The sequence below is a fragment of the Cobetia sp. 3AK genome (genome assembly GCF_029846335.1).
GTDB classification, from domain to species: domain Bacteria; phylum Pseudomonadota; class Gammaproteobacteria; order Pseudomonadales; family Halomonadaceae; genus Cobetia; species Cobetia marina.
This window is the reverse complement of record NZ_JARWKR010000002.1, coordinates 387,792-407,473: the sequence shown is the minus strand read 5'-3', so window position 1 is coordinate 407,473 and position 19,682 is coordinate 387,792. Positions and strand designations below refer to the sequence as shown.

Here is a 19,682-nt window from a genome sequence, read left to right as displayed (position 1 = left end):
GCCGCCCTGACGCCTGCGCCGCGACGTGTCCGTATCGCCCTGCTACAATTGCTCTCCTTGAGCGCCGGCGAGACGCACGGCGCAGCACGAGACGCAATGACGGGATTGGAGATCTTGATGACCCAGGCGAGCGAGCGCACGCTGATGGCACAACGCTTCCGTGGCTTCCTGCCAGTGGTGGTGGACCTCGAGACAGGTGGATTCAATGCCGCCGGAGATGCACTGCTCGAGATCGCTGCCGTCACGCTGACCATGGATGACGACGGCAACATGGTGCCGGATGCCACCTACGCCTTTCACGTGGCGCCCTTTGAAGGGGCCAATATCGAGCAGTCGGCACTGGACTTCACCGGGATCGATCTGGACAACCCGGTACGCAAGCAGGTGGCCGTGGCCGAGAATCAGGCACTGGGCGAAATCTTCAGCCCGATACGCAAGGCCATCAAGGCACACGGCTGCACGCGTGCAGTGCTGGTCGGTCACAACGCGGCCTTCGATCAGGGCTTCCTGAACGCGGCGGTGGAGCGTTGCGGTATCAAGCGCAATCCGTTCCATCCGTTCTCGTGCTTCGATACCGCATCACTTGCGGGTCTGGTCTACGGCCAGACGGTACTGGCCCGCGCCTGCCGCGCCGCCGGTATCGAGTTCGACAACGCCTCCGCCCACTCGGCGCGCTATGACACCGAGCGCACTGCGGAGCTGTTCTGCGCGATGGTCAATCGCTTCAAGGATCTGGGCGGCTGGGATCTGGCGATGAAGGAACAGGGCATGAACGACGAGGTGCCCGCCTCGCTCGAGACGCCTGCCACCTGACAGCCAGGGGCTTGCCCGGCCCGGCCGCGCAAGACACTCCTGTGAAATCGCCACACGAAAACGCCCCCGCAGCCAGGCTGCGGGGGCGTTTTGTCTGACAGGCTCCGCTCAGATCAGAACATGTCTGACCCGGGGAGACCGATCACTCGGCAGCCGCTTCCTGAGCGGCCTGCTTGATCATCGGCTCCAGCTCGCCGTTCTGGTACATCTCGACCACGATGTCGCAGCCGCCGACCAGCTCGCCGTTGATCCACAGCTGCGGGAAGGTCGGCCAGTTGGCGTACTTCGGCAGCTCCGCACGGATGTCCGGGTTGTCCAGGATGTTGACGAAGGCGAAACGCTCGCCGCACGCCATCACGGCCTGGACGGTCTGGGCGGAGAAACCGCACTGCGGCAGCTGCGGCGTGCCCTTCATGTACAGCAGGATGGGGTTCTCGCCAATCTGCTTCTCGATCGATTCGATGGTGGTGCTCATGTGCAATCCTCGGACGGTGGGCGCAAGGCCCGTGAGTGTCATTCCCTCATTCTACTGAGGGTGAGCCACGAATTCAGCCCCCGATATTGCCCCAGGGCGAGATTGGTGTCTGCAGGGCAGGCCGGCGATGTCGCTGTCGGCAGGCTGACCGGCGCACGCGCGGGGCGAGGCAAGGGCTCTCGATGCCTCGCGAGACGCCTCGGCGTTGCGCCCGCCCGCTCAGCTGGCTAGGATGGCTCTTTTGACAGGCAGCGCCAATCGGGCGCCGTGATCGTCGGCGACTTCCTTCCCTCCGACGCATGGCGCCCTTTTCGATGGTGCTGCCCGAGACCCTGACAGGAGCCCGCTCGATGGCCACCCGGCACTTTCTGACTCTGCTTGACCTTTCTCCGGAAGAACTCGATTACCTGATTCAGCGCGCCATCACCATCAAGGATGGCTTGAAGAAGGAAGGTCCGGTCTACACGCCGTTCGCCAACCGTACCCTGGCGATGATCTTCGAGAAGTCCTCCACGCGCACCCGTGTGTCCTTCGAGACGGCGATGGCCCAGTTCGGCGGCCATGCCCTGTTCCTGTCGCCGCGCGATACCCAGCTGGGCCGTGGCGAGCCGATCGGTGACACCGCGCGCGTGCTCTCCGAGATGGTGGATGGCGTGATGATCCGCACCTTCGCGCACTCCGATATCGAAGCCTTCGCCGATGCCTCCAGCGTGCCGGTCATCAATGCACTCACCGATGACTACCATCCGTGCCAGCTGCTGGCTGACGTGATGACCTGGACCGAGTGCCGTGGCTCCGTGAAGGGCAAGACAGCGGTCTGGATCGGCGATGGCAACAACATGTGCCATTCCTGGATCAACGCCGCACGCCAGTTCGACTTCATCCTGCGCATCTGCTGCCCGGAAGGCTACGAGCCGGACAGCGAGATCGTCGCGGCAGCCGGTCAGCGCGTCAGCATCCACCGCGACCCGCAGGAAGCCGTCCAGGGCGCGGATCTGGTGACCACCGATGTCTGGGCCTCCATGGGCCAGGAAGAGGAGCAGCTCAAGCGCGAAGCCGACTTCGCCGGCTACCAGGTCGATGAAGCCATGCTCGACAAGGCCGCCGATGACGTCATCTTCCTGCACTGCCTGCCGGCACACCGCGGCGAAGAGATCAGCATGGGACTGCTGGATGACCCGCGCGCCGTCGTCTGGCAGGAAGCCGGCAACCGTCTGCACGCCCAGAAGGCATTGCTCGAATTCCTGATGCTGGGTCGTCAGGACTGAATCAGCCCTGCCTGTCGCCGCCTGCATCCATGCCGGCGGCGACATCGTATGCACAGACAGGCGGGCGCGTGAGCTCAGCGCCCGCCCCTGATGCCCTCGCCGGCTGTTCCACTCGCTGCCCTTCTCGTTTTCTGGACCGACCCGCCATCATGCAACCGCTCCTGCAGATTGATTCTCTGGAATGTCGCTACGACACCACCGTGGTGACCCGTGACATCAATTTCTCTCTCAACAAGGGGGATATCGCCTGCCTGCTCGGCCCGTCCGGCTGTGGCAAGACGACCCTGTTGCGCGCGATCGCCGGCTTCGAACCGGTGGCGGTCGGCGAGATTCGCCTCGAGGGAGAAGTGCTCTCCAGCGCCACCCAGCTGACGGCGCCGGAAGAGCGGCAAGTCGGCATGGTCTTTCAGGATTACGCCCTGTTTCCGCACCTGAGCGTGGCGGACAACGTGGCGTTCGGCGTACGCCGCATGCCGAAGGCCGAGCGCAATGCCAAGGTGGCGGAACTGCTGACGCTGGTCGGTCTGGGGCATCTGGGCGAGCGTTTTCCGCATGAACTCTCGGGCGGACAGCAGCAGCGCGTGGCCCTGGCACGCGCGCTGGCGCCGGAGCCACGCATCCTGCTGCTCGACGAGCCGTTCTCGAATCTGGACGTGGAACTGCGCCGCCAGCTGAGCCAGGAGGTGCGCCGAATTCTCAAGCACCTCGGCATCAGCGCGGTACTGGTCACCCATGATCAGAACGAAGCCTTCGCGATGGCGGACCAGATCGGCGTCATCCATGCCGGGCACCTGCAGCAATGGGATACGCCGTTCAATCTGTATCACGAGCCGGCCACGCGCTTCGTCGCCAACTTCATCGGTCAGGGCTACTTCATCCCCGGCACGCTGGCGGACAACGAAAGCGTCTCCACCGAACTCGGGGTGATCCGCGGCAACCGTGCCTATCCGTATGACGCCGGGACACCGGTGGACGTGCTGCTGCGTCCGGATGATCTGGTACTGGCTGAAGGAGAGGCGGAAACCAGTGATCTCAAGGCGCGCGTGCTCAGCGCGACCTTCGCCGGTACCAGCACCCTGTATCGCCTGGCCTTGCCGTCAGGTCGTGAGGTCGAGGCGGCCTTCAACAGCCACCATGACTATCACCCCGGCGAGCAGGTCATGCTGCGTATCCAGGCCGATCATCTGATCCTCTTCGAGCGTGTCGAGGAGAGTGAAGCGGTGCTCTAGCGCCCCACGCGCAGGATGATCACCAGCCATGAAAAAACGGCCTCCTTTCGGATGGCCGTTTTTTCATGTCCCGCTCGTGGCGTATCGCTATTTGAACTGACTCCATTGCTTGGGCGACTGCCCGTACAGACGCTTGAATTCGCGACTGAATTGCGAGGAGCTGACATAACCCACGGCCATGGCCGCCTCGCTGACGGTCTTGCCAGTGGCGATCTGCATGGCGGCAGTATTGAGGCGCATGGACTTCACGAACTGGATCGGCGACATCGTGGTCGCCTGCTTGAACTTGCGGTGGAAGACGGCGCGACTCATGCCGACCCGCCCGGCCATGTCGTCAATGCTGACCGGCTCATCCAGGCGGCTGGAGAGGTAATCGATTACCCGCGCGATCTCATTGCCCACGCCGAAGGCGCGCCGCGCCGACTCCCCCGCCTCGCCCTTCAGGACGGCGTAGTAAAGCTCCCGCAGCCGCCCTTCTCCCAATATCGCCGCATCGCTAGGGCTCTGTACCACCTGCAGCAGTCGCAACAAGGCATCGCTGAAGGCGGCGTCCCAATGCGCCAGGGCAAGCCCCGGCGGCAGCGGCCCCCTGCCCGGCTTGTGCACAAGCCCCGCGGCGCTTTCCATCTCGATGGCAAGCTCCGTCATCACCCGCGTGTCCAGCGAGAGGTAGACGCCCAATAGCGGTGTCTCTGGCGACGCCATGGGGGCGCCCGCCTCGACCGGCATCGAGATGGGACAGCACAGATACTGGCGGCTGTCATAGACATGCCGTTCGCCGTCCAGTATCGCCTCCTTGGCACCGCTGACGATCACCACCACGGCGGGCTCATAGATGGCCGGCGCGCAGCGCACGGGCTCCGTCATGCGAAAGAGCTGCACGCCCTTCACTGCGGTCTCTCGAATACCTTCCTCGTGGGCGAGGCTCTCCACGAGTCGTGTGATCTCTTGTCTGCTCATGTCGCCAATCTAGCGCCAAGCCTGCCTCTCATCAATCCATTGAGATGATCAGGCAATTATTTTCAGACATTTCAGCCAGTCACGAGCCTGGGTGAGATTTCTTACCCATCTCCCTCAGCATTGGCAGGCCCGGGCACTGGCAACTATAGGGATGAAATTGACAGGGACGAGCGGAAAGCCAAGCACAAAAAAACGGCCACCCCGAAGGATGGCCGCTTTTTCAATATTCTGGTGGAGCCTAGCGGGATCGAACCGCTGACCTCAACACTGCCAGTGTTGCGCTCTCCCAGCTGAGCTAAGGCCCCACTGCGCGCTCAAGTTGCGCGCCATACTTCGCAGAGTTGACCCTGCATGCCGGTATGCTGGCATCTCGTGACATGGTGGAGCCTAGCGGGATCGAACCGCTGACCTCAACACTGCCAGTGTTGCGCTCTCCCAGCTGAGCTAAGGCCCCGTGCTCACGATGCAGCGAATACTACAGACCACATGACAAGCCGTCAACCCCTTATTTTTGCAGCGATTTCCCGCGTTCACCGTCACGAAGCACGCTGATGAAGGGTGGTCATCTTGCATGCGACGCACGGGATGACAGTGGCATCGACAAGCCCATGGCCAATGGGTACATTGAAAGCCATACTAACTAACACGCCTGATGACATCTTTACTGGAGCCGCCTTGATCAAGGTTCTTGTCGCTGATGACCACCACCTGGTGCGTACCAGCATCGTCCGTACCATTGAGCTAGAGGATGGGCTCAAGGTGATTGCAGAAGCCTCGGATGGCGAAACCGCGATCAAACTCTGCCGTGAGCACAGTCCGGATATCGTGCTGATGGACATTCGCATGCCAGGCGTCGATGGACTTGAAGCCACGCGCAAGATCGTTCGCAGCCTGCCGGAAGTTCGCGTGATCGTCCTGACCGCCTATCTCGAGGAATCCTTCGCCAAACGCCTGCTGGAAGCAGGGGCCTTCGGTTTCATCTCCAAGGGCACGCCCTTCGATGAAATGATTCGCGCCATTCGCCGAGTCGCCAGTGGCGAACGCTACCTGACCCCGGAGATCGCGCAACGCCTGGTGTTCTCGGGCATGGACACCGGATGCAGCAATCCCTTCGAGCAACTCTCGACCCGCGAGATGCAGGTGGCGCTGATGATCGTCAACTGTCATCGCGTCAACGAGATCTCCGACCGCCTTCACCTGAGCCCCAAGACCGTCAATACCTATCGCTATCGCATCTTCGAGAAGCTGGGCGTGACCAGTGACGTCGAGATGACGCATCTGGCCATGCGCCATCAATTGCTCGACGACTATGCTCTCGAGGCTCGGCCGCTGTCGGATTGAGCCACGCAGGCGACAGCGAAGTGATTCGCTGACGGGAAAGCCCACGGCCCGATGACACCATCCCCCAGGGGAGGCATCATCGGGCCGTGGGCTTTTTTCTGATCGTCTTGCTGGCCTTTCCTTCTCTCCACTGGCATCTCTCCACGGGCATCGCTCGCCTGGCATCTCTCGATGGGCATGGCGGCGCCCGACATCACCGGGCATCCCACCCCGTCGCGTCTCCTGCCCCCTTGCTGCGCGGGACACCCGCCCCAATCTGATCTGTTTGCCTGCCGATGCGCATTGCCCCTGAAGACAGCCACGGCACCTGAAGATGGACATGCAGCTCCCTTGATCGGGCCTTCGGCTTGTTTGATAGACTGGCGACATCTCCGAACGAGGAACCCCATGGCCAAGCAGCATCCCGATTCCACGCCACCGGAATCCGCCAACGAGTCCAACGCGAACCGCGAGCGCAGTGACGCCGCTCGGGTGTCCAGTCGTCTGATCACCAGCGATGCCTCCGCCCCGGCGGCCGAGGCGAATGATTTCGATCCGCGCCACTTCCTCAAGCATGTCAGTGATGCGCCCGGCATCTATCGCATGCTGGATACCGCCGGCGAGGTGCTCTATGTCGGCAAGGCAAAGCGCTTGAAGGCACGCCTCTCCAGCTATTTCCGCAATACCGGCCTGAATGCCAAGACCCAGGCACTGGTCGGGCGCATCGCGGATGTCCAGGTCACCATCACCCGCAGCGAAACGGAAGCGCTGCTGCTTGAGCAGACCCTGATCAAGGAGCTGCGCCCGCCGTACAACATCCTGCTGCGCGACGACAAGTCCTACCCTTACGTCTTCATCAGCCAGCATCACGACTATCCGGCGCTGGAGTTCAAGCGCGTGCGCCACAAGCGCAACGATGGCCGGTATTTCGGCCCCTATCCCAGCAGCGTGGCAGTGCGGGAATCGCTGACGTTGATGCAGAAGATCTTCCGGCTGCGCAATTGCGAGGATTCGGTATTCGCGCATCGTGAGCGTCCATGCCTGCAATATCAGATCAACCGCTGCACTGCGCCGTGCGTCGATTACATCAGCAAGCAGGATTATCGTCGCGACATGGAACACGCGGTGATGTGCCTGAACGGCCAGAGCGATCAGGTCACCGATGAGCTGAGTCGGGCGATGGAAGATGCCGCCATGCGCCTGGAATTCGAGGAGGCGGCACGCCTGCGCGATCAGGTCGCCCAGCTGCGTCGGATGCAGGAGAAGCAATATGTCGATACCGGCACCGGCAATGCCGACATTCTGGCACTCGCCGAGCGCCCGGGCGGACTGTGCATCAGCGTGCTGTCAGTCCGCCAGGGGCGCATGCTCGGAGCGCGTCATTTCTCGCCGGGCAACGGACTGGACCTCACCAGCAGCGAGCTGTTGACCGGCTTCGTCAGTCAGTACTACCTGGGCCAGGATCGCGAGATGCCCGATGAAGTGCTCACCTCACTGGCACTCGAGGATGCGCCGCTGGTGGAAGGTGCACTGAGCGAGAAAGCCGGTCGCCGCGTTCGCGTGGCGCACCAGGTACGCGGCCATCGCGCCCAGTGGCTCACGCTGGCACAGACCAACGCCGAGCAGTATCTGGCCACTCAGCTGGCCAGCCGCCAGCAGCTCTCCAATCGCTTTCTGTCATTGCGCGATGCTCTGGGACTCGCGGAAGTGCCCAAGCGCCTGGAATGCTTCGACATCTCCCACAGCCACGGCGAGGCGACCGTGGCAAGCTGCGTGGTGTTCGATCACGAGGGCCCCATCAAGTCGGATTATCGACGCTTCAACATCGAGGGAGTGACGGCCGGTGATGACTACGCCGCCATGCAGCAGGCGCTGACGCGACGTTTCAAGCGTCTGCAGGAGGGAGAAGGCAAGCGCCCTGACATCCTGCTGGTCGATGGCGGCAAGGGTCAGCTCAACATGGCGCGTGAGGTCTTCGTGTCACTCGGCGTGACCGACATCATCCTGCTCGGGGTCGCCAAGGGCACCACGCGCAAGGCCGGCCTGGAGACGCTGTTCATCGAGACGGTGCATGACACCCTGGATCTCGACAGCCATTCACCGGCGCTGCACTTGATCCAGCATATCCGTGATGAATCGCACCGCTTCGCGATTGCCGGCCACCGCGCCAAGCGTGACAAGGCGCGCCGCACCTCGAGCCTCGAGGGCATCGCGGGGGTCGGGCCCAAGCGCCGCCGGGAGCTGCTCAAGTTCTTCGGGGGACTCCAGGGGGTCAAGCAGGCCTCCAAGCCGGAACTGGCGCGGGTGCCCGGCATCAGCGAATCCCTTGCCGAGGTGATCCATCAGGCACTGCACGGCTGACCGATCATGCAGCAGGGGATGCATCGACACCCCACGCCGACCTCTGTCACCCTCAACCTGCCGCACAGGCAGGGGTAACGGAAGTCGGCTTGAATATCCTGCGGTTTGGCATGGCTGAATACCTCACCGGCAGGCTAGAATAGACGACTTGTGCGGCGCTAGCGGAGCGATCTGCCCTTTCGGGGCGTCGCCCTTGATTTCGCCCAGCCACCCGACGCTTCATGCAAGGACTCGTGCCGTCACGATGAGCATTCCCAATATCCTGACTCTGATCCGCATCCTGTTCATTCCGCTGCTGGTGGTGTGCTTCTATCTGCCATATGACTGGAGCCTGCCCGTCACCGCCCTGCTGTTCGCCCTGGCGGCAGTGACCGACTGGTTCGATGGCTATCTCGCGCGACGCTGGAATCAGACGACGCCCTTCGGCGCCTTCCTGGACCCGGTGGCTGACAAGCTGATGGTCGCCGTGGCATTGGGACTGTTGATCGAACGCTACGACAGCCTGTGGATGACGATTCCCAGCTTGATCATCATCGGTCGCGAGATCGTCATCTCCGCACTGCGCGAATGGATGGCCGAGATCGGCAAGCGCGGCAGCGTGGCAGTCTCATGGGTCGGCAAGCTGAAGACCGCTGCCCAGATGCTCGCCCTGTTCATGCTGCTGTACTTCTCCCCAGGCAGTCTCGGGGGCGATGCCGGCCTCGGCCTGCTGTATATCTCCGCTGCCTTGACGTTGTGGTCGATGATCAGTTACCTGCGTGCGGCATGGCCGGAACTGATACGCTCCGTCTGACACGCGGCGCATGTTCAGCATGACGAATGTTCAGTACGACACGGGCCCAGCAAATTGCCCGACTGGCAGAGGCCAGTTCTCGAGACGCCCACCCGCCCTTTCGGCAGGTGGGCGTCGTCGTTTCCGACCACCAGGTCTGCGAGACATTTTTTCATTAACTGTTTGACAGCATGGGAATTATCCGTATAATTCGACCTCGAGTTCAGCGGGAATAGCTCAGTGGTAGAGCACAACCTTGCCAAGGTTGGGGTCGCGAGTTCGAATCTCGTTTCCCGCTCCAATGAAACAGGTGGCCTTGACGGCACTTCGACATTGACTCAATTCTCTTGCGCAACGCGCAGAGAAACCTCGGATCAGACATCAGTTTCGACTGACATCTCGATCATTGAGGCTGGATGGCAGAGTGGTCATGCAGCGGACTGCAACTCCGTGTACGCCGGTTCGATTCCGACTCCAGCCTCCATTTCAGAACGCCTGACATCCCCTGTCCTGCACTGAAATGGACAAGACACCTTCCCTCCTGGTCGTCTTGCTTTTCTACTTTATCCATCTCGTTTCATCTGTTGAATCACTGACACTCCCTGTCGGTCTTCTCTGATTTTCGCCTTCAGTACCTGCATCATTTCCCGCTGGTCTTTTCATCCCTCATCCTTGCCTGAGCCCCTGTCGCACACGTCTTGCGCAGAGGATTCATTGCGCCTGTCCGCTCTGATGCCCGAACGCGCGTCATGTGCACCACTGCCCTCAGTGATGAGGCAAAGGGATTGCAGAACAAACAGTTAACCCTCGTATGTCACGCATTAAAGTTGACCTTGTTCTGAAATATGCTAAGTTATGCGCCAGTCTGCGCGGCCATGGTGGAATCGGTAGACACCGGAGACTTAAAATCTCCTGCCTTCGGGCGTGCCGGTTCGAGTCCGGCTGGCCGTACCATCGCTTCAGGCAGCACCACGCCAAGCAGGACAGACTCAAGCAGCATTCAAGAGCGTCGCCATGTCATGTTCATCATGTCCGGGCGGCGCTTTTTCATGCCTGTCGTCCAGAAACCTCGCCAGACGCCACCTCCTGCTGAGCTGCCATTACCTGCTCGATACTCACCGCCAGGTGCCCGTGCGATTGAATTGGCTTCTCTGCTCCCCAAGGTCTATTTCCTCTGAGCCCACGTGAGTGTGCATCATCTCATTGCCGCCCCCCCCTCATTGCCGCCCACCTCATTGCCGCCTCATGAAATGGCCGAAGGAACTCCCCATGTCCGACGATTCGTCCCACCGCCCTGCCGCCCAGTTCATCGCTTCCCGTGATGTGGCACAGGAAATCTGTCGAGAAGCCTGCGAACACATCCATACCCTGTCAGCCCCCCGCATTCTGGTACTGGCCATGCTGGGCGGCGCCTTCATCACCATGGGGGCGCTGTTTTCCATCCTGCTGTCGACCGGGGTCGAGACACATGGCTTGCAGCTGCTGCTTCAGGGGGTCGGGTTCTCGGTTGGCTTCTTCCTCGTCATCCTGACCGGTGCCGCCCTCTTTACCGAGGCCAATGTCATCCTGCCGGTCAGTGCGCTCAACTGCTCCCGCAGTGACATGCTGCGACGCGGCCTGAAGTTCTGGGTACTGGCCTGGATAGGCAATCTGCTCGGCACGATGCTGACAGGCTGGGTGATCTCGGTGGCACAGGTCTACTCCCCCCAGCACTATCAGCTGCTGGCCGAACTGGTGGCGAAGAAGATGCACTATCAGCAGACAGGAGGTCCCGAAGGCTGGTTCTCGCTGGTGCTGTCGGGAATGCTGGGCAACTGGATGGTCGGGATGGCGGCATTTCTCGCCGTGATGGGCAGGACCATCATCGACAAGTTCGTGCCCATCGTGCTGGCCGTCAGTCTGTTCGTGGCAGGCAACTTCCAGCACAGCCCGGCCAACATGGCCTATTTCTCGATGATCATGCCGACGGGAGAAGGCCCCGGCTGGTGGGACGCCATGCGCTGGAACATCCTGCCGGCAGGCATCGGCAACCTGCTGGGCGGCAGCCTGCTGGTCGCGCTGCCATTGTGGTACGGACTGCGTCCGAAACGGTGTGAGTGACAGGCCGGGGTACGCCGTCATGGCGCTCTCCCCATGATGCTGGCGCACAGATGCGCCTGCTGCGATGGCTACATGCGACTACACTGAAATGTGTCACATCGCTGTCAGAGTGGCTGTGTGACCCACTCCCCCACCACGCTCACGTGCAGGAGCCCAACATGCTGACATTGCTCAAGAGTCCCGCTGATCACGTCGTCGCCCTGCGGCTGGAAGGCAGCATCGATCAGGCGTCGCTCGCTCCCGTGATCCGCGAATGTGATGAGCGCCTCGCGCGCCATGAGCGCATCTCGTTGCTGGTGGAAATCGAGCGCTTCGGGCTGATCACGCCGGCAGCGCTGCTCAACGATATCGGCTACGCCCTGCGTCATCTTGGCGACTTCGAACGCGAGGCCATCATCAGCAAGGCCGAGTGGTTGCGTCACGTCACCGAATTCAGCAAGCATCTGGTGCGCTCCATCGAAGTCCGCCACTTCTCGCCTGCCGAGCGAGAAGCCGCCTATGCCTGGGTGGCCGAGTCACCCCGTGGCAGCACTCCGAGCACCGATCCGCACGCCTCGGCAGAAGCCCGCCATCAGCACGACGAGGCCTGACAGCCTCCAGTCCACACCTTGCTCCCTCGCCCTACGGCTTTCAGGGCAAGGTGCGGGTCAGCACCAGTCCCGCCAGCAGCATCACTCCCATCGCCATGGCCCACAGCGTCATCGCGCTCTCCACGGCGGGACGCTCAGGCACACGCAGCAGCTGGTACACGGTGATCAACGGCAGCATGTAGCGCGTCTCGATCAATTCCCGCGTGCAGATCATCAGCGCGAGCATCACCAGCAGCAGCCCACCATGCCCCAGTCTCAACGGTGCTCTCAGCCACCAGAAAGCCACGCTGGTGGACATCAGCAGGGTGATCCAGCGCGCGACCGGGTGCTCGTTCCACCACATCAGCCAGACATTGCGAATCGTCCAGCGCTGGAAGTTGTAGTCATGGGTCAGCTCGAAGCTCATTGCCAGCACCAGCCACAGGCCGACCGCCAGCAGCAGCAACGGCATTCCTCGCCGCCATCCCTCCCGCGAACATGCACGCTTCACCCCCTGCCATTGACGCGGCAGGTCCGAAAGCCACAGCGGCAGGAACACCATGCCGATCACCGCCAGGTAATAGCCGAGATTGCCGGTGTGCCAACCGGCCTGATGGCGCGTGGTGTCTCCCATGGCGATGCCGCCATTCCAGAGAAGGAAGCCGAGAAAGGCGACCACCGGTAGCCCGAGCACCCACCACCAGTTGATGAACAGTGCCCACCAGGTGGAGAGCCGAGAGAGCGGCGCGCGCAAGGGAGTCGCCAGTCCTGCCATCCGCGCCCCGCTCACGGCCTTGTGATGGGTCAGACACAGCAGCAGGCCACCCCACAACCCCAGCAGCACGATGCTGTCCTGACGCAACCCCAATCCCGCCATGATCAATACCAGCAGCAGCAGACGCTGTTCTCGCACCAGTGCGACGAGCTGCAACGCGACCAGCGCGATGATCCAGGGGTCGGTATACACCAGCGCCAGATAGGGAAAGATGAGCGGCAGCCACAGCCACTGCCAGCACTGACGGCTGGCCTGGTGACGAGCGTCGTGCGCCTCCAGCGAAGGAGCGAGACGCCGGTAGCCCTGCGGCAATGCCCGCCAGAGGAGGAACGCCATGACGCTGAAGCCCACCAGCGAAAGACCGCGCACCCAGTCCACCGACGGCATCTGTGGCCAGCGTCCCGTCATGGTGGCTGTCGCCAGCGGCAGATTCAGCCAGTCCCCGAGCGTCTGGAGCGTCATCAGTACCAGCGCCATGCTGGCGTGATAGAGCGTCAGCGTGGTCAGCTTGGGATGCTGATGCCAGTCGCCCTCCAGAAACTGGCGGATCTGCGCGAAATGGACTCCCTCATCGACGAAGGGAATCGGCAGATGGTGGCTCACCAGCCACAGGGATAGCCCCAGACATGACACCAGCACCATCAGCACCAGAGCGGTCCGCCACCGCGGGTGTCGTCTGACGGGCGCGCATCCTGCGTGATGATCCTGTGACGCCATGTCCACCTCTCCTTGTGCGACCCTCCCCGTCACCTGACGAGGCAGTCTTCGTCCTGCAGTGCCCTCATGCCTCTGACACAGGACGCCCTGCGCCCTGCACCAGTATCGGCAGGCCGGCGCACTTTTTTCCAGTCTGTCGCAGCACTTTGCCCCACAAAGCCTCGCGGCAGTACAATGCCCCCAGTCTGCTTCGCTGATACGCCCGCCGTTGGCGTGCCGAAGTCCTGCCTGTTCTTGCTTCGCGATTGCGAAGCGTACCGATCAAAGCGACAAGTCGAGGGATCGCTGAGCCCATGCGTGCCAGTCAACTGCTGATTTCCACTCTCAAGGAAACCCCGTCCGATGCTGAAGTCATAAGCCACCAGCTGATGCTGCGTGCCGGCTTCATTCGTCGCCTGACCTCCGGGCTCTACACCTGGATGCCGCTGGGTCTGCGCACCATGCGCAAGGTCGAGCGCATCGTCCGTGAAGAGATGGACCGCGCCGGCGGCCAGGAAGTGCTGATGCCCGCCGTGCAACCTGCCGAGCTCTGGCAGGAATCCGGTCGCTGGGAACAGTACGGCCCGGAGCTGCTGCGTGTCGTTGATCGTCATCAGCGCGACTACTGCGTCGGCCCGACCCACGAGGAAGTCATCACCGACCTCGCGCGTCGCGAGCTGAACAGCTACAAGCAGCTGCCGGCCAACTTCTATCAGATCCAGACCAAGTTCCGTGACGAGATTCGTCCGCGCTTCGGTGTGATGCGCTCCCGTGAGTTCATCATGAAGGATGCCTATTCCTTCCACCTGAGCGAAGACTCGCTCAAGGACACCTATCAGGTGATGTACGACACCTATGTGCGCATCTTCACGCGCCTGGGTCTCGACTTCCGCCCCGTCATCGCCGACAACGGCTCCATCGGTGGTACCGGCTCCCACGAATTCCACGTGCTGGCCGATTCCGGAGAAGACGCCATCGCCTTCTCTACCGGCTCCGACTTCGCTGCCAACATCGAGAAGTGCGAGGCTCTGCCCGCACCGCTGGGCGAGACGCCGCAACGCGCCGCACCGACTCAGGACATGCAGCTGGTCGATACGCCGAATGCCAAGACCATCGCCGCCCTCGTCGAGCAGCATGGCCTGGCCATCGAGAAGACCGTCAAGACGCTGATCGTCAAGGCGGCCGAAGGTATCGAGGGAGGGCTGGTCGCGCTGATGGTACGCGGTGATCACGAGCTCAACGAGATCAAGGCCGAACACCTGCCACAGGTCGCCGAGCCGCTGACCATGGCCAGCGACGAGGAAGTGCGTGCCGCCGTCGGCGCCGGCTTCGGCTCGCTGGGTCCGGTGGGACTCGAGATGCCGATCATCATCGATCGCAGCGTCGCTCTGATGAGCGACTTCGGTGCCGGTGCCAACATCGAAGGCAAGCACCACTTCGGCCTCAACTGGGAGCGCGACCTGCCGCTGCCGGAAGTCGCCGATATCCGCAATGTCGTCGCGGGTGACCCGTCACCGGACGGTCACGGCGTGATCGACATCGCGCGCGGTATCGAGGTGGGTCATATCTTCCAGCTGGGCACCAAGTACTCCGATGCCATGAACGCCACCGTGCTCGACGAGAACGGCAAGGCCAAGCCGCTGTGGATGGGCTGCTACGGCATCGGCGTGACCCGCGTGGTGGCCGCGGCCATCGAACAGGGCAACGACAAGGGCGGCATCGTGCTGCCGGAAGCCATCGCGCCCTTCCAGATCGCCATCGTGCCGATGAATGCCCACAAGTCCGTGCGCGTCAGCGAGACCTCCGAGCGTGTCTATCAGGCGCTGACCGCCGCAGGCTACGATGTCCTGCTGGATGATCGTGATCTGCGTCCGGGCAACAAGTTCGCCGATGGCGAACTGCTGGGCATTCCGCATCGTCTGGTGATCGGTGATCGCGGTCTCGACAACGGCGAGTATGAGTACAAGGGCCGCACGGACGCGGACGCGACCATGGTCCCCGTCGACAACCTGATGGACTTCCTGGCCGAGCGCAGCGGCAAGTAAGCCTCAGGCGCCGCCCAGGGTGCTTCCTTGACGCGAAGCACGACAGCCCGTCTCCCTCTCGGGGGGCGGGCTGTCGTCGTTTCAGGCGGCTGATTGACTGGGTCATTAACGTCAACGCCGCGAACACGGCATAATGCCGGCATGACCGATACGCAGGGACTGCGCATGACCACACCACGCCCCGAAGGCGCTCGTACTCCACACCATCAACGCCTGCTCCGCCACCTGGCGGGAGCAGCCTGTCTCGTGGTGGGCAGCATGGTAGCCATGCTGCAGAGCGCGCCCCTCCATGCTGCGGCCGCCATCCCCGAGCACGGCCTCTCTCCGGCACTGCGTGAAAGCCTGAGAGAAGCGCTGGCAGAGCCTGAAGCCTTCGACGACCCCATCGATGCCCTGCACTGGGTGCTGAGCATGCAGCAGCGTCTGGAGCGCTACATGCCCGATCGCGCCGCCCGGATCGACCTGCTGCGCAAGATCCGCCGCGAAGCCACCCGCACGGGGCTGGCACCGGAGCTGATTCTGGCCGTGATCCAGGTGGAAAGCGCCTTCAAGCCGACGGCGGTATCCCATGCCGGCGCACGAGGGCTGATGCAGGTGATGCCATTCTGGAAGCGCGAGATCGGCGAGCCGGGCGACAACCTGCTCGACCAGGACACCAGCCTGCGCTACGGCGCCACCATCCTCGCCCACTACCTCAAGCGTGAGAAGGGCGACATCACCGATGCACTGGCCCGCTACAATGGCAGCCTCGGCAAGACCTGGTACCCGGAACGGGTGATGCGCGCCTGGACCACCCGCTGGTGGTATCAGGCCCCCGCTCCCTTCGTCGCCGAGCGCCTGCCGGACAGTGAAATGCCCGGAGAGAACACGCCCGAGCCTCCTGATACGGCCCACGACGAGCGCAGGATGGCACCACAGGACGCCTTGGCGACGGAGGCCATCCTGAGCGCCAATACCACCGGCAACCCGCTGTCAGACGAAGAGGCGCTGGATGCGCCTGCCAGTCGCTCTCTGGCCGCCGGTGGCAGCCCCTGAGCCACGCCATGTCGCAGCCGTGATCCGAAAGCGGTGTCATCGCTGTCCGGACATGAAAACGCCTCGCTCGGTCACCCGAGCGAGGCGTTTTCATCTGGCGTATCGCGAGAACGGCGGCCGATCAGACCAGCGCCGGGCCCGCCGCGATGATCGCCTCATCCACACCGGCGAACTTCTTGAAGTTCTCGACGAACTTGGCGGACAGGTCACGCGCCTTGCTGTCATAGGCAGCGCGGTCTTCCCAGGTCTCGCGCGGGTCGAGCAGGCTGGAATCGACGCCCGGCACACGCACCGGCACATCCAGGTTGAGCACGTCGATGTGACGCGTCTCGATATCGGCGAGTGCGCCGTTCTGGATCGCGCTGATGATGCTGCGGGTGGTCGGGATGGAGAAGCGTGAGCCACCCTCTCCGTAGGCACCACCGGTCCAGCCGGTGTTGACCAGATAGACGCGCGAGCCGAACGCCTCGATGCGCTTGATCAGCAGATCCGCGTACTCACGCGCCGGGCGCGGGAAGAACGGCGCGCCGAAGCAGGTGGAGAAGGTCGCCTCGAGGCCGGCGGTGGAGCCCATCTCGGTGGAGCCGACCTTGGCGGTGTAGCCGGACAGGAAGTGATAGGCGGCCGCCTGCTTGCTGAGCACGGACACCGGAGGCAGCACACCGGACATGTCGCAGGTCAGGAAGACGATGGCATTCGGCTCACCGGCACGATTTTCCGGCACGCGCTTCTCGATGTGCTCCAGCGGGTAGGCCGCACGCGAGTTCTGGCTGAGAGTGTCGTCGCCGTAATCCGCACCGCGACGGTCATCCAGCACCACGTTTTCCAGCACGGCGCCGAACTTGATGGCATTCCAGATGACCGGCTCGTTCTTCTCGGAGAGGTCGATGCACTTGGCGTAGCAGCCCCCTTCGATGTTGAAGACGGTGCCTTCGCCCCAGCCGTGCTCGTCATCGCCGATCAGATGGCGCGCCGGATCGGCGGACAGAGTGGTCTTGCCGGTGCCGGAAAGACCGAAGAACAGCGTGGTCTCGCCGTCATCACCGACATTGGCGGAGCAATGCATCGGCAGCACGTCCTTTTCCGGCAGCAGGAAGTTCTGCACCGAGAACATGGCCTTCTTCATCTCGCCGGCATAGCGCATGCCAGCCAGCAGAACGCGACGACGTGCGAAGTTGATCAGCACCACGCCATCGGAGTTGGTGCCATCGCGCTCGGGCTCACACACGAAGTGCGGCGCGTTGAGGATGGTCCACTCGCTCTTGTCCTTGGCATTGAAGCTGTCCGGACGCACGAACATGGTACGCGCGAACAGGTTGTGCCACGCCGTTTCCGTGGTGACACGAATCGGCAGGTAATGCTCGAGATCGGCGCCGACGTGCAGTTCGGACACGAAGCTTGTCTGCGCACCGAGGTAGTCCTCGACCCGGTCCCACAGCGCGTCGAAACGCTCAGGACTGAACGGGCGGTTGACGCTTCCCCAGTCAATGGCGTCCGAGGTGGACGGCTCATCGACGATGAAGCGGTCGTTCGGGGAGCGACCACTGCGAGCCCCCGTCTCCACGACCAGCGCGCCGTTGTCGGCCAGACGTCCTTCGCCGCGAGCCACTGCCAGCTCGATCAGCTCTGCGCTGCTGAGATTGGTGTGAGTGGTCACCGCACTGTCTTGATGCTTGCTCATTCGCGTCTCCGCGGCTCAGGGCCGCCCTCTCTCTTGATGGCTCTTGCCAGATGCCGGCGGTACATGCCGCAGGCTTATTTTGGGGTATCGAACGATGCTGCCGGAATCGACCATGGCCTACAGGCCATGTTGCCGCAACGGAGCGTCCAGCCCCGTACTGGCAAGGCATTATGGCAAAAAGGGACTCGGGCGGAAACGCTGATTGCTGCAACGCCCGACAGCGCATTGACTGACACTCGAGACGCGAAATGTCCAACAATTTCACCTCGCTCGCTACCCACCCCTGCCGCTGGCCCCATGATGGGCGCCCCTCCTGCACTCCTGCCCCTCCTGCCCGTCGTCGACAGCACCTGCCCATCGACAGCTGCTGCGCATCGACAGTCTCCGCCCGAGACTTCGGCCAACACTGCCCGAGCTGACGCAAGGCAGACCAACAGGCCGCGCTGGCGCCAGCGCGATTGCTGGACTCAGTGGACGATCGGGCTGCCTGCAGCCGGGTCTTCGATGATGGCTTCGACTTCCGCGGCATTGAAGGAATACCGGGTATGGCAGAAGTGGCATTGCGTGGCCAGCTCACCATGTTCAGCGACGATCTGGCGCAATTCGTCCGCGGCGATGCTGTGCAGTGCCGCGCCGAGACGCTCACGAGAACAGGTACAACCGAAACGCAGCGCCTTGGGTTCGAAGATGCGCACGGTCTCTTCGTGATAGAGACGGTGCAGCACGTCCTGCTGATCAAGCACCAGCAGTTCTTCGGCCTTGAGGGTGTCGGCGAGATGGACGACTCGCTCCCAGGCATCGGGGTCCTTGTTGGCATCGTCGTCAGGCAGCTGCTGGAGCATCACGCCACCGGCACGCTGTGCATCGGCCATCAACCACAGACGCGTCGGCAGCTGCTCGGACTGACTGAAGTAGCTTTCCAGACAGCCGGCGAGGCTGTCCTGATCGATCGCCACGATCCCCTGGTAACGCTTGCCGTCACGCGGGTCCAGCGTGATGACGATCTGCCCCTGCCCCACCAGAGCCTGCAGCGTGGCTTCATCGGTCGGCAGCACGTCCTCGTCACTGAGACGGGCAATGGCACGCAGCTCACCGCCGGGATTGGACTCGGCCATCAGCTGACGCACGATCCCCGTGCCACGCACTTCCAGTGTCATTGTGCCATCCAGCTTGATGGTCTCGGTCAGCAGCGCCACCGCTGCCAGCATCTCGCCCAGCTGGCGCGAGATGGCCTGGGGATAGGCATGACGATCAAGGACTTCGGCATAGGCCTTGTCCAGGGTGACGATCTCGCCGCGCACATTGGTGGCGTCGAACAGGAATCGCTGGATCTGATCGAAATTCGGCGCCGTCTCTTCGTGGGCGTCGCCGGCTTGCTTGTCAGGGTCTTGCATGTCGTGATCACTCATTGGGGGCTCCTCGAACCGAGCCAGCGCAGCCGCCAGCTCGTGGACCACGAGCGACGGACCGCGATGAACCTCGGCGACGACGCAGGCCTGCCTCAGCTTCGGCACCGAAGGCCGGGCCGTGCGTCATGAATTGGGTAAGTATCAACGTGACGTCCACAGGCATTCCCCCCGCAA

The 19,682-nt window shown here is 62.7% G+C and carries 15 protein-coding genes and 5 tRNA genes; 13 read left to right on the top strand and 7 right to left on the bottom strand.

Annotated elements, in window-relative coordinates; translation table 11 throughout:
- The first annotated feature begins 117 nt into the window (after positions 1-117).
- Complete coding sequence (rnt, locus tag QD228_RS04240) at positions 118-813, top strand: ribonuclease T (RefSeq protein WP_077375652.1); 696 nt, start codon at positions 118-120, stop codon at positions 811-813.
- A 142-nt stretch (positions 814-955) separates the two neighbouring features.
- Here the strand turns inward: rnt and grxD are convergent, their stop codons facing one another.
- Positions 956-1,288, bottom strand: a complete 333-nt coding sequence (grxD, locus tag QD228_RS04235) for a Grx4 family monothiol glutaredoxin (RefSeq protein WP_077374932.1) — start codon at positions 1,286-1,288, stop codon at positions 956-958.
- A 350-nt stretch (positions 1,289-1,638) separates the two neighbouring features.
- Between grxD and argF the strand changes: the two genes are divergently transcribed.
- Positions 1,639-2,556 carry an ornithine carbamoyltransferase gene (gene argF, locus QD228_RS04230; RefSeq protein WP_077374935.1) on the top strand — a complete coding sequence of 306 codons (918 nt, stop codon included), beginning with the start codon at positions 1,639-1,641 and terminating at the stop codon, positions 2,554-2,556.
- A 149-nt stretch (positions 2,557-2,705) separates the two neighbouring features.
- A complete protein-coding gene (locus QD228_RS04225; protein ID WP_279874535.1) occupies positions 2,706-3,785 on the top strand; it encodes an ABC transporter ATP-binding protein in 1,080 nt (359 codons plus the stop codon).
- An 87-nt stretch (positions 3,786-3,872) separates the two neighbouring features.
- Here QD228_RS04225 and QD228_RS04220 read toward each other — a convergent pair whose 3' ends face one another.
- The 3 genes from QD228_RS04220 to QD228_RS04210 form a co-directional block, all read right to left on the bottom strand.
- Complete coding sequence (locus QD228_RS04220; RefSeq protein ID WP_279874533.1) at positions 3,873-4,745, bottom strand: AraC family transcriptional regulator; 873 nt, start codon at positions 4,743-4,745, stop codon at positions 3,873-3,875.
- Positions 4,746-4,974: 229 nt separating this feature from the next.
- Positions 4,975-5,050: transfer RNA gene (locus QD228_RS04215), tRNA-Ala, on the bottom strand.
- A 73-nt stretch (positions 5,051-5,123) separates the two neighbouring features.
- A tRNA-Ala gene (locus QD228_RS04210) sits at positions 5,124-5,199 on the bottom strand.
- 221 nt (positions 5,200-5,420) lie between these two features.
- Here QD228_RS04210 and uvrY point away from each other — a divergent pair.
- From uvrY to QD228_RS04170, 8 genes are all read left to right on the top strand, one after another.
- On the top strand, positions 5,421-6,086 hold the full coding sequence (gene uvrY / locus QD228_RS04205) for a UvrY/SirA/GacA family response regulator transcription factor (RefSeq protein ID WP_279874531.1): 666 nt from the start codon (positions 5,421-5,423) through the stop codon (positions 6,084-6,086).
- 387 nt (positions 6,087-6,473) lie between these two features.
- Positions 6,474-8,426 carry an excinuclease ABC subunit UvrC gene (gene uvrC / locus QD228_RS04200; protein ID WP_077374942.1) on the top strand — a complete coding sequence of 651 codons (1,953 nt, stop codon included), beginning with the start codon at positions 6,474-6,476 and terminating at the stop codon, positions 8,424-8,426.
- Between the two features lie 244 nt (positions 8,427-8,670).
- On the top strand, positions 8,671-9,219 hold the full coding sequence (gene pgsA, locus QD228_RS04195) for a CDP-diacylglycerol--glycerol-3-phosphate 3-phosphatidyltransferase (protein ID WP_077374945.1): 549 nt from the start codon (positions 8,671-8,673) through the stop codon (positions 9,217-9,219).
- A 205-nt stretch (positions 9,220-9,424) separates the two neighbouring features.
- Positions 9,425-9,499, top strand: a tRNA-Gly gene (locus QD228_RS04190).
- 109 nt (positions 9,500-9,608) lie between these two features.
- Positions 9,609-9,682: transfer RNA gene (locus tag QD228_RS04185), tRNA-Cys, on the top strand.
- 385 nt (positions 9,683-10,067) lie between these two features.
- Positions 10,068-10,152 (top strand) — tRNA-Leu (locus QD228_RS04180).
- A 315-nt stretch (positions 10,153-10,467) separates the two neighbouring features.
- On the top strand, positions 10,468-11,298 hold the full coding sequence (locus QD228_RS04175; RefSeq protein ID WP_279874529.1) for a formate/nitrite transporter family protein: 831 nt from the start codon (positions 10,468-10,470) through the stop codon (positions 11,296-11,298).
- Between the two features lie 158 nt (positions 11,299-11,456).
- On the top strand, positions 11,457-11,888 hold the full coding sequence (locus tag QD228_RS04170) for an STAS/SEC14 domain-containing protein (RefSeq protein ID WP_167592971.1): 432 nt from the start codon (positions 11,457-11,459) through the stop codon (positions 11,886-11,888).
- A gap of 40 nt (positions 11,889-11,928) precedes the next feature.
- Here the strand turns inward: QD228_RS04170 and QD228_RS04165 are convergent, their stop codons facing one another.
- Positions 11,929-13,359, bottom strand: a complete 1,431-nt coding sequence (locus QD228_RS04165; protein ID WP_279874527.1) for a hypothetical protein — start codon at positions 13,357-13,359, stop codon at positions 11,929-11,931.
- 293 nt (positions 13,360-13,652) lie between these two features.
- On the opposite strand from QD228_RS04165, the gene QD228_RS04160 reads away from it, so the two are divergent.
- Positions 13,653-15,383 carry a proline--tRNA ligase gene (locus QD228_RS04160; RefSeq protein ID WP_279874525.1) on the top strand — a complete coding sequence of 577 codons (1,731 nt, stop codon included), beginning with the start codon at positions 13,653-13,655 and terminating at the stop codon, positions 15,381-15,383.
- A 165-nt stretch (positions 15,384-15,548) separates the two neighbouring features.
- Complete coding sequence (locus tag QD228_RS17140; RefSeq protein ID WP_333781906.1) at positions 15,549-16,418, top strand: lytic transglycosylase domain-containing protein; 870 nt, start codon at positions 15,549-15,551, stop codon at positions 16,416-16,418.
- 121 nt (positions 16,419-16,539) lie between these two features.
- Here the strand turns inward: QD228_RS17140 and QD228_RS04150 are convergent, their stop codons facing one another.
- Both QD228_RS04150 and hslO read right to left on the bottom strand, forming a co-directional pair.
- Positions 16,540-18,099: a phosphoenolpyruvate carboxykinase gene (locus tag QD228_RS04150; protein ID WP_084208062.1), complete on the bottom strand. Its 1,560-nt coding sequence runs from the start codon at positions 18,097-18,099 to the stop codon at positions 16,540-16,542.
- Between the two features lie 467 nt (positions 18,100-18,566).
- Complete coding sequence (gene hslO / locus QD228_RS04145; protein WP_176493583.1) at positions 18,567-19,493, bottom strand: Hsp33 family molecular chaperone HslO; 927 nt, start codon at positions 19,491-19,493, stop codon at positions 18,567-18,569.
- Positions 19,494-19,682: the final 189 nt, after the last annotated feature.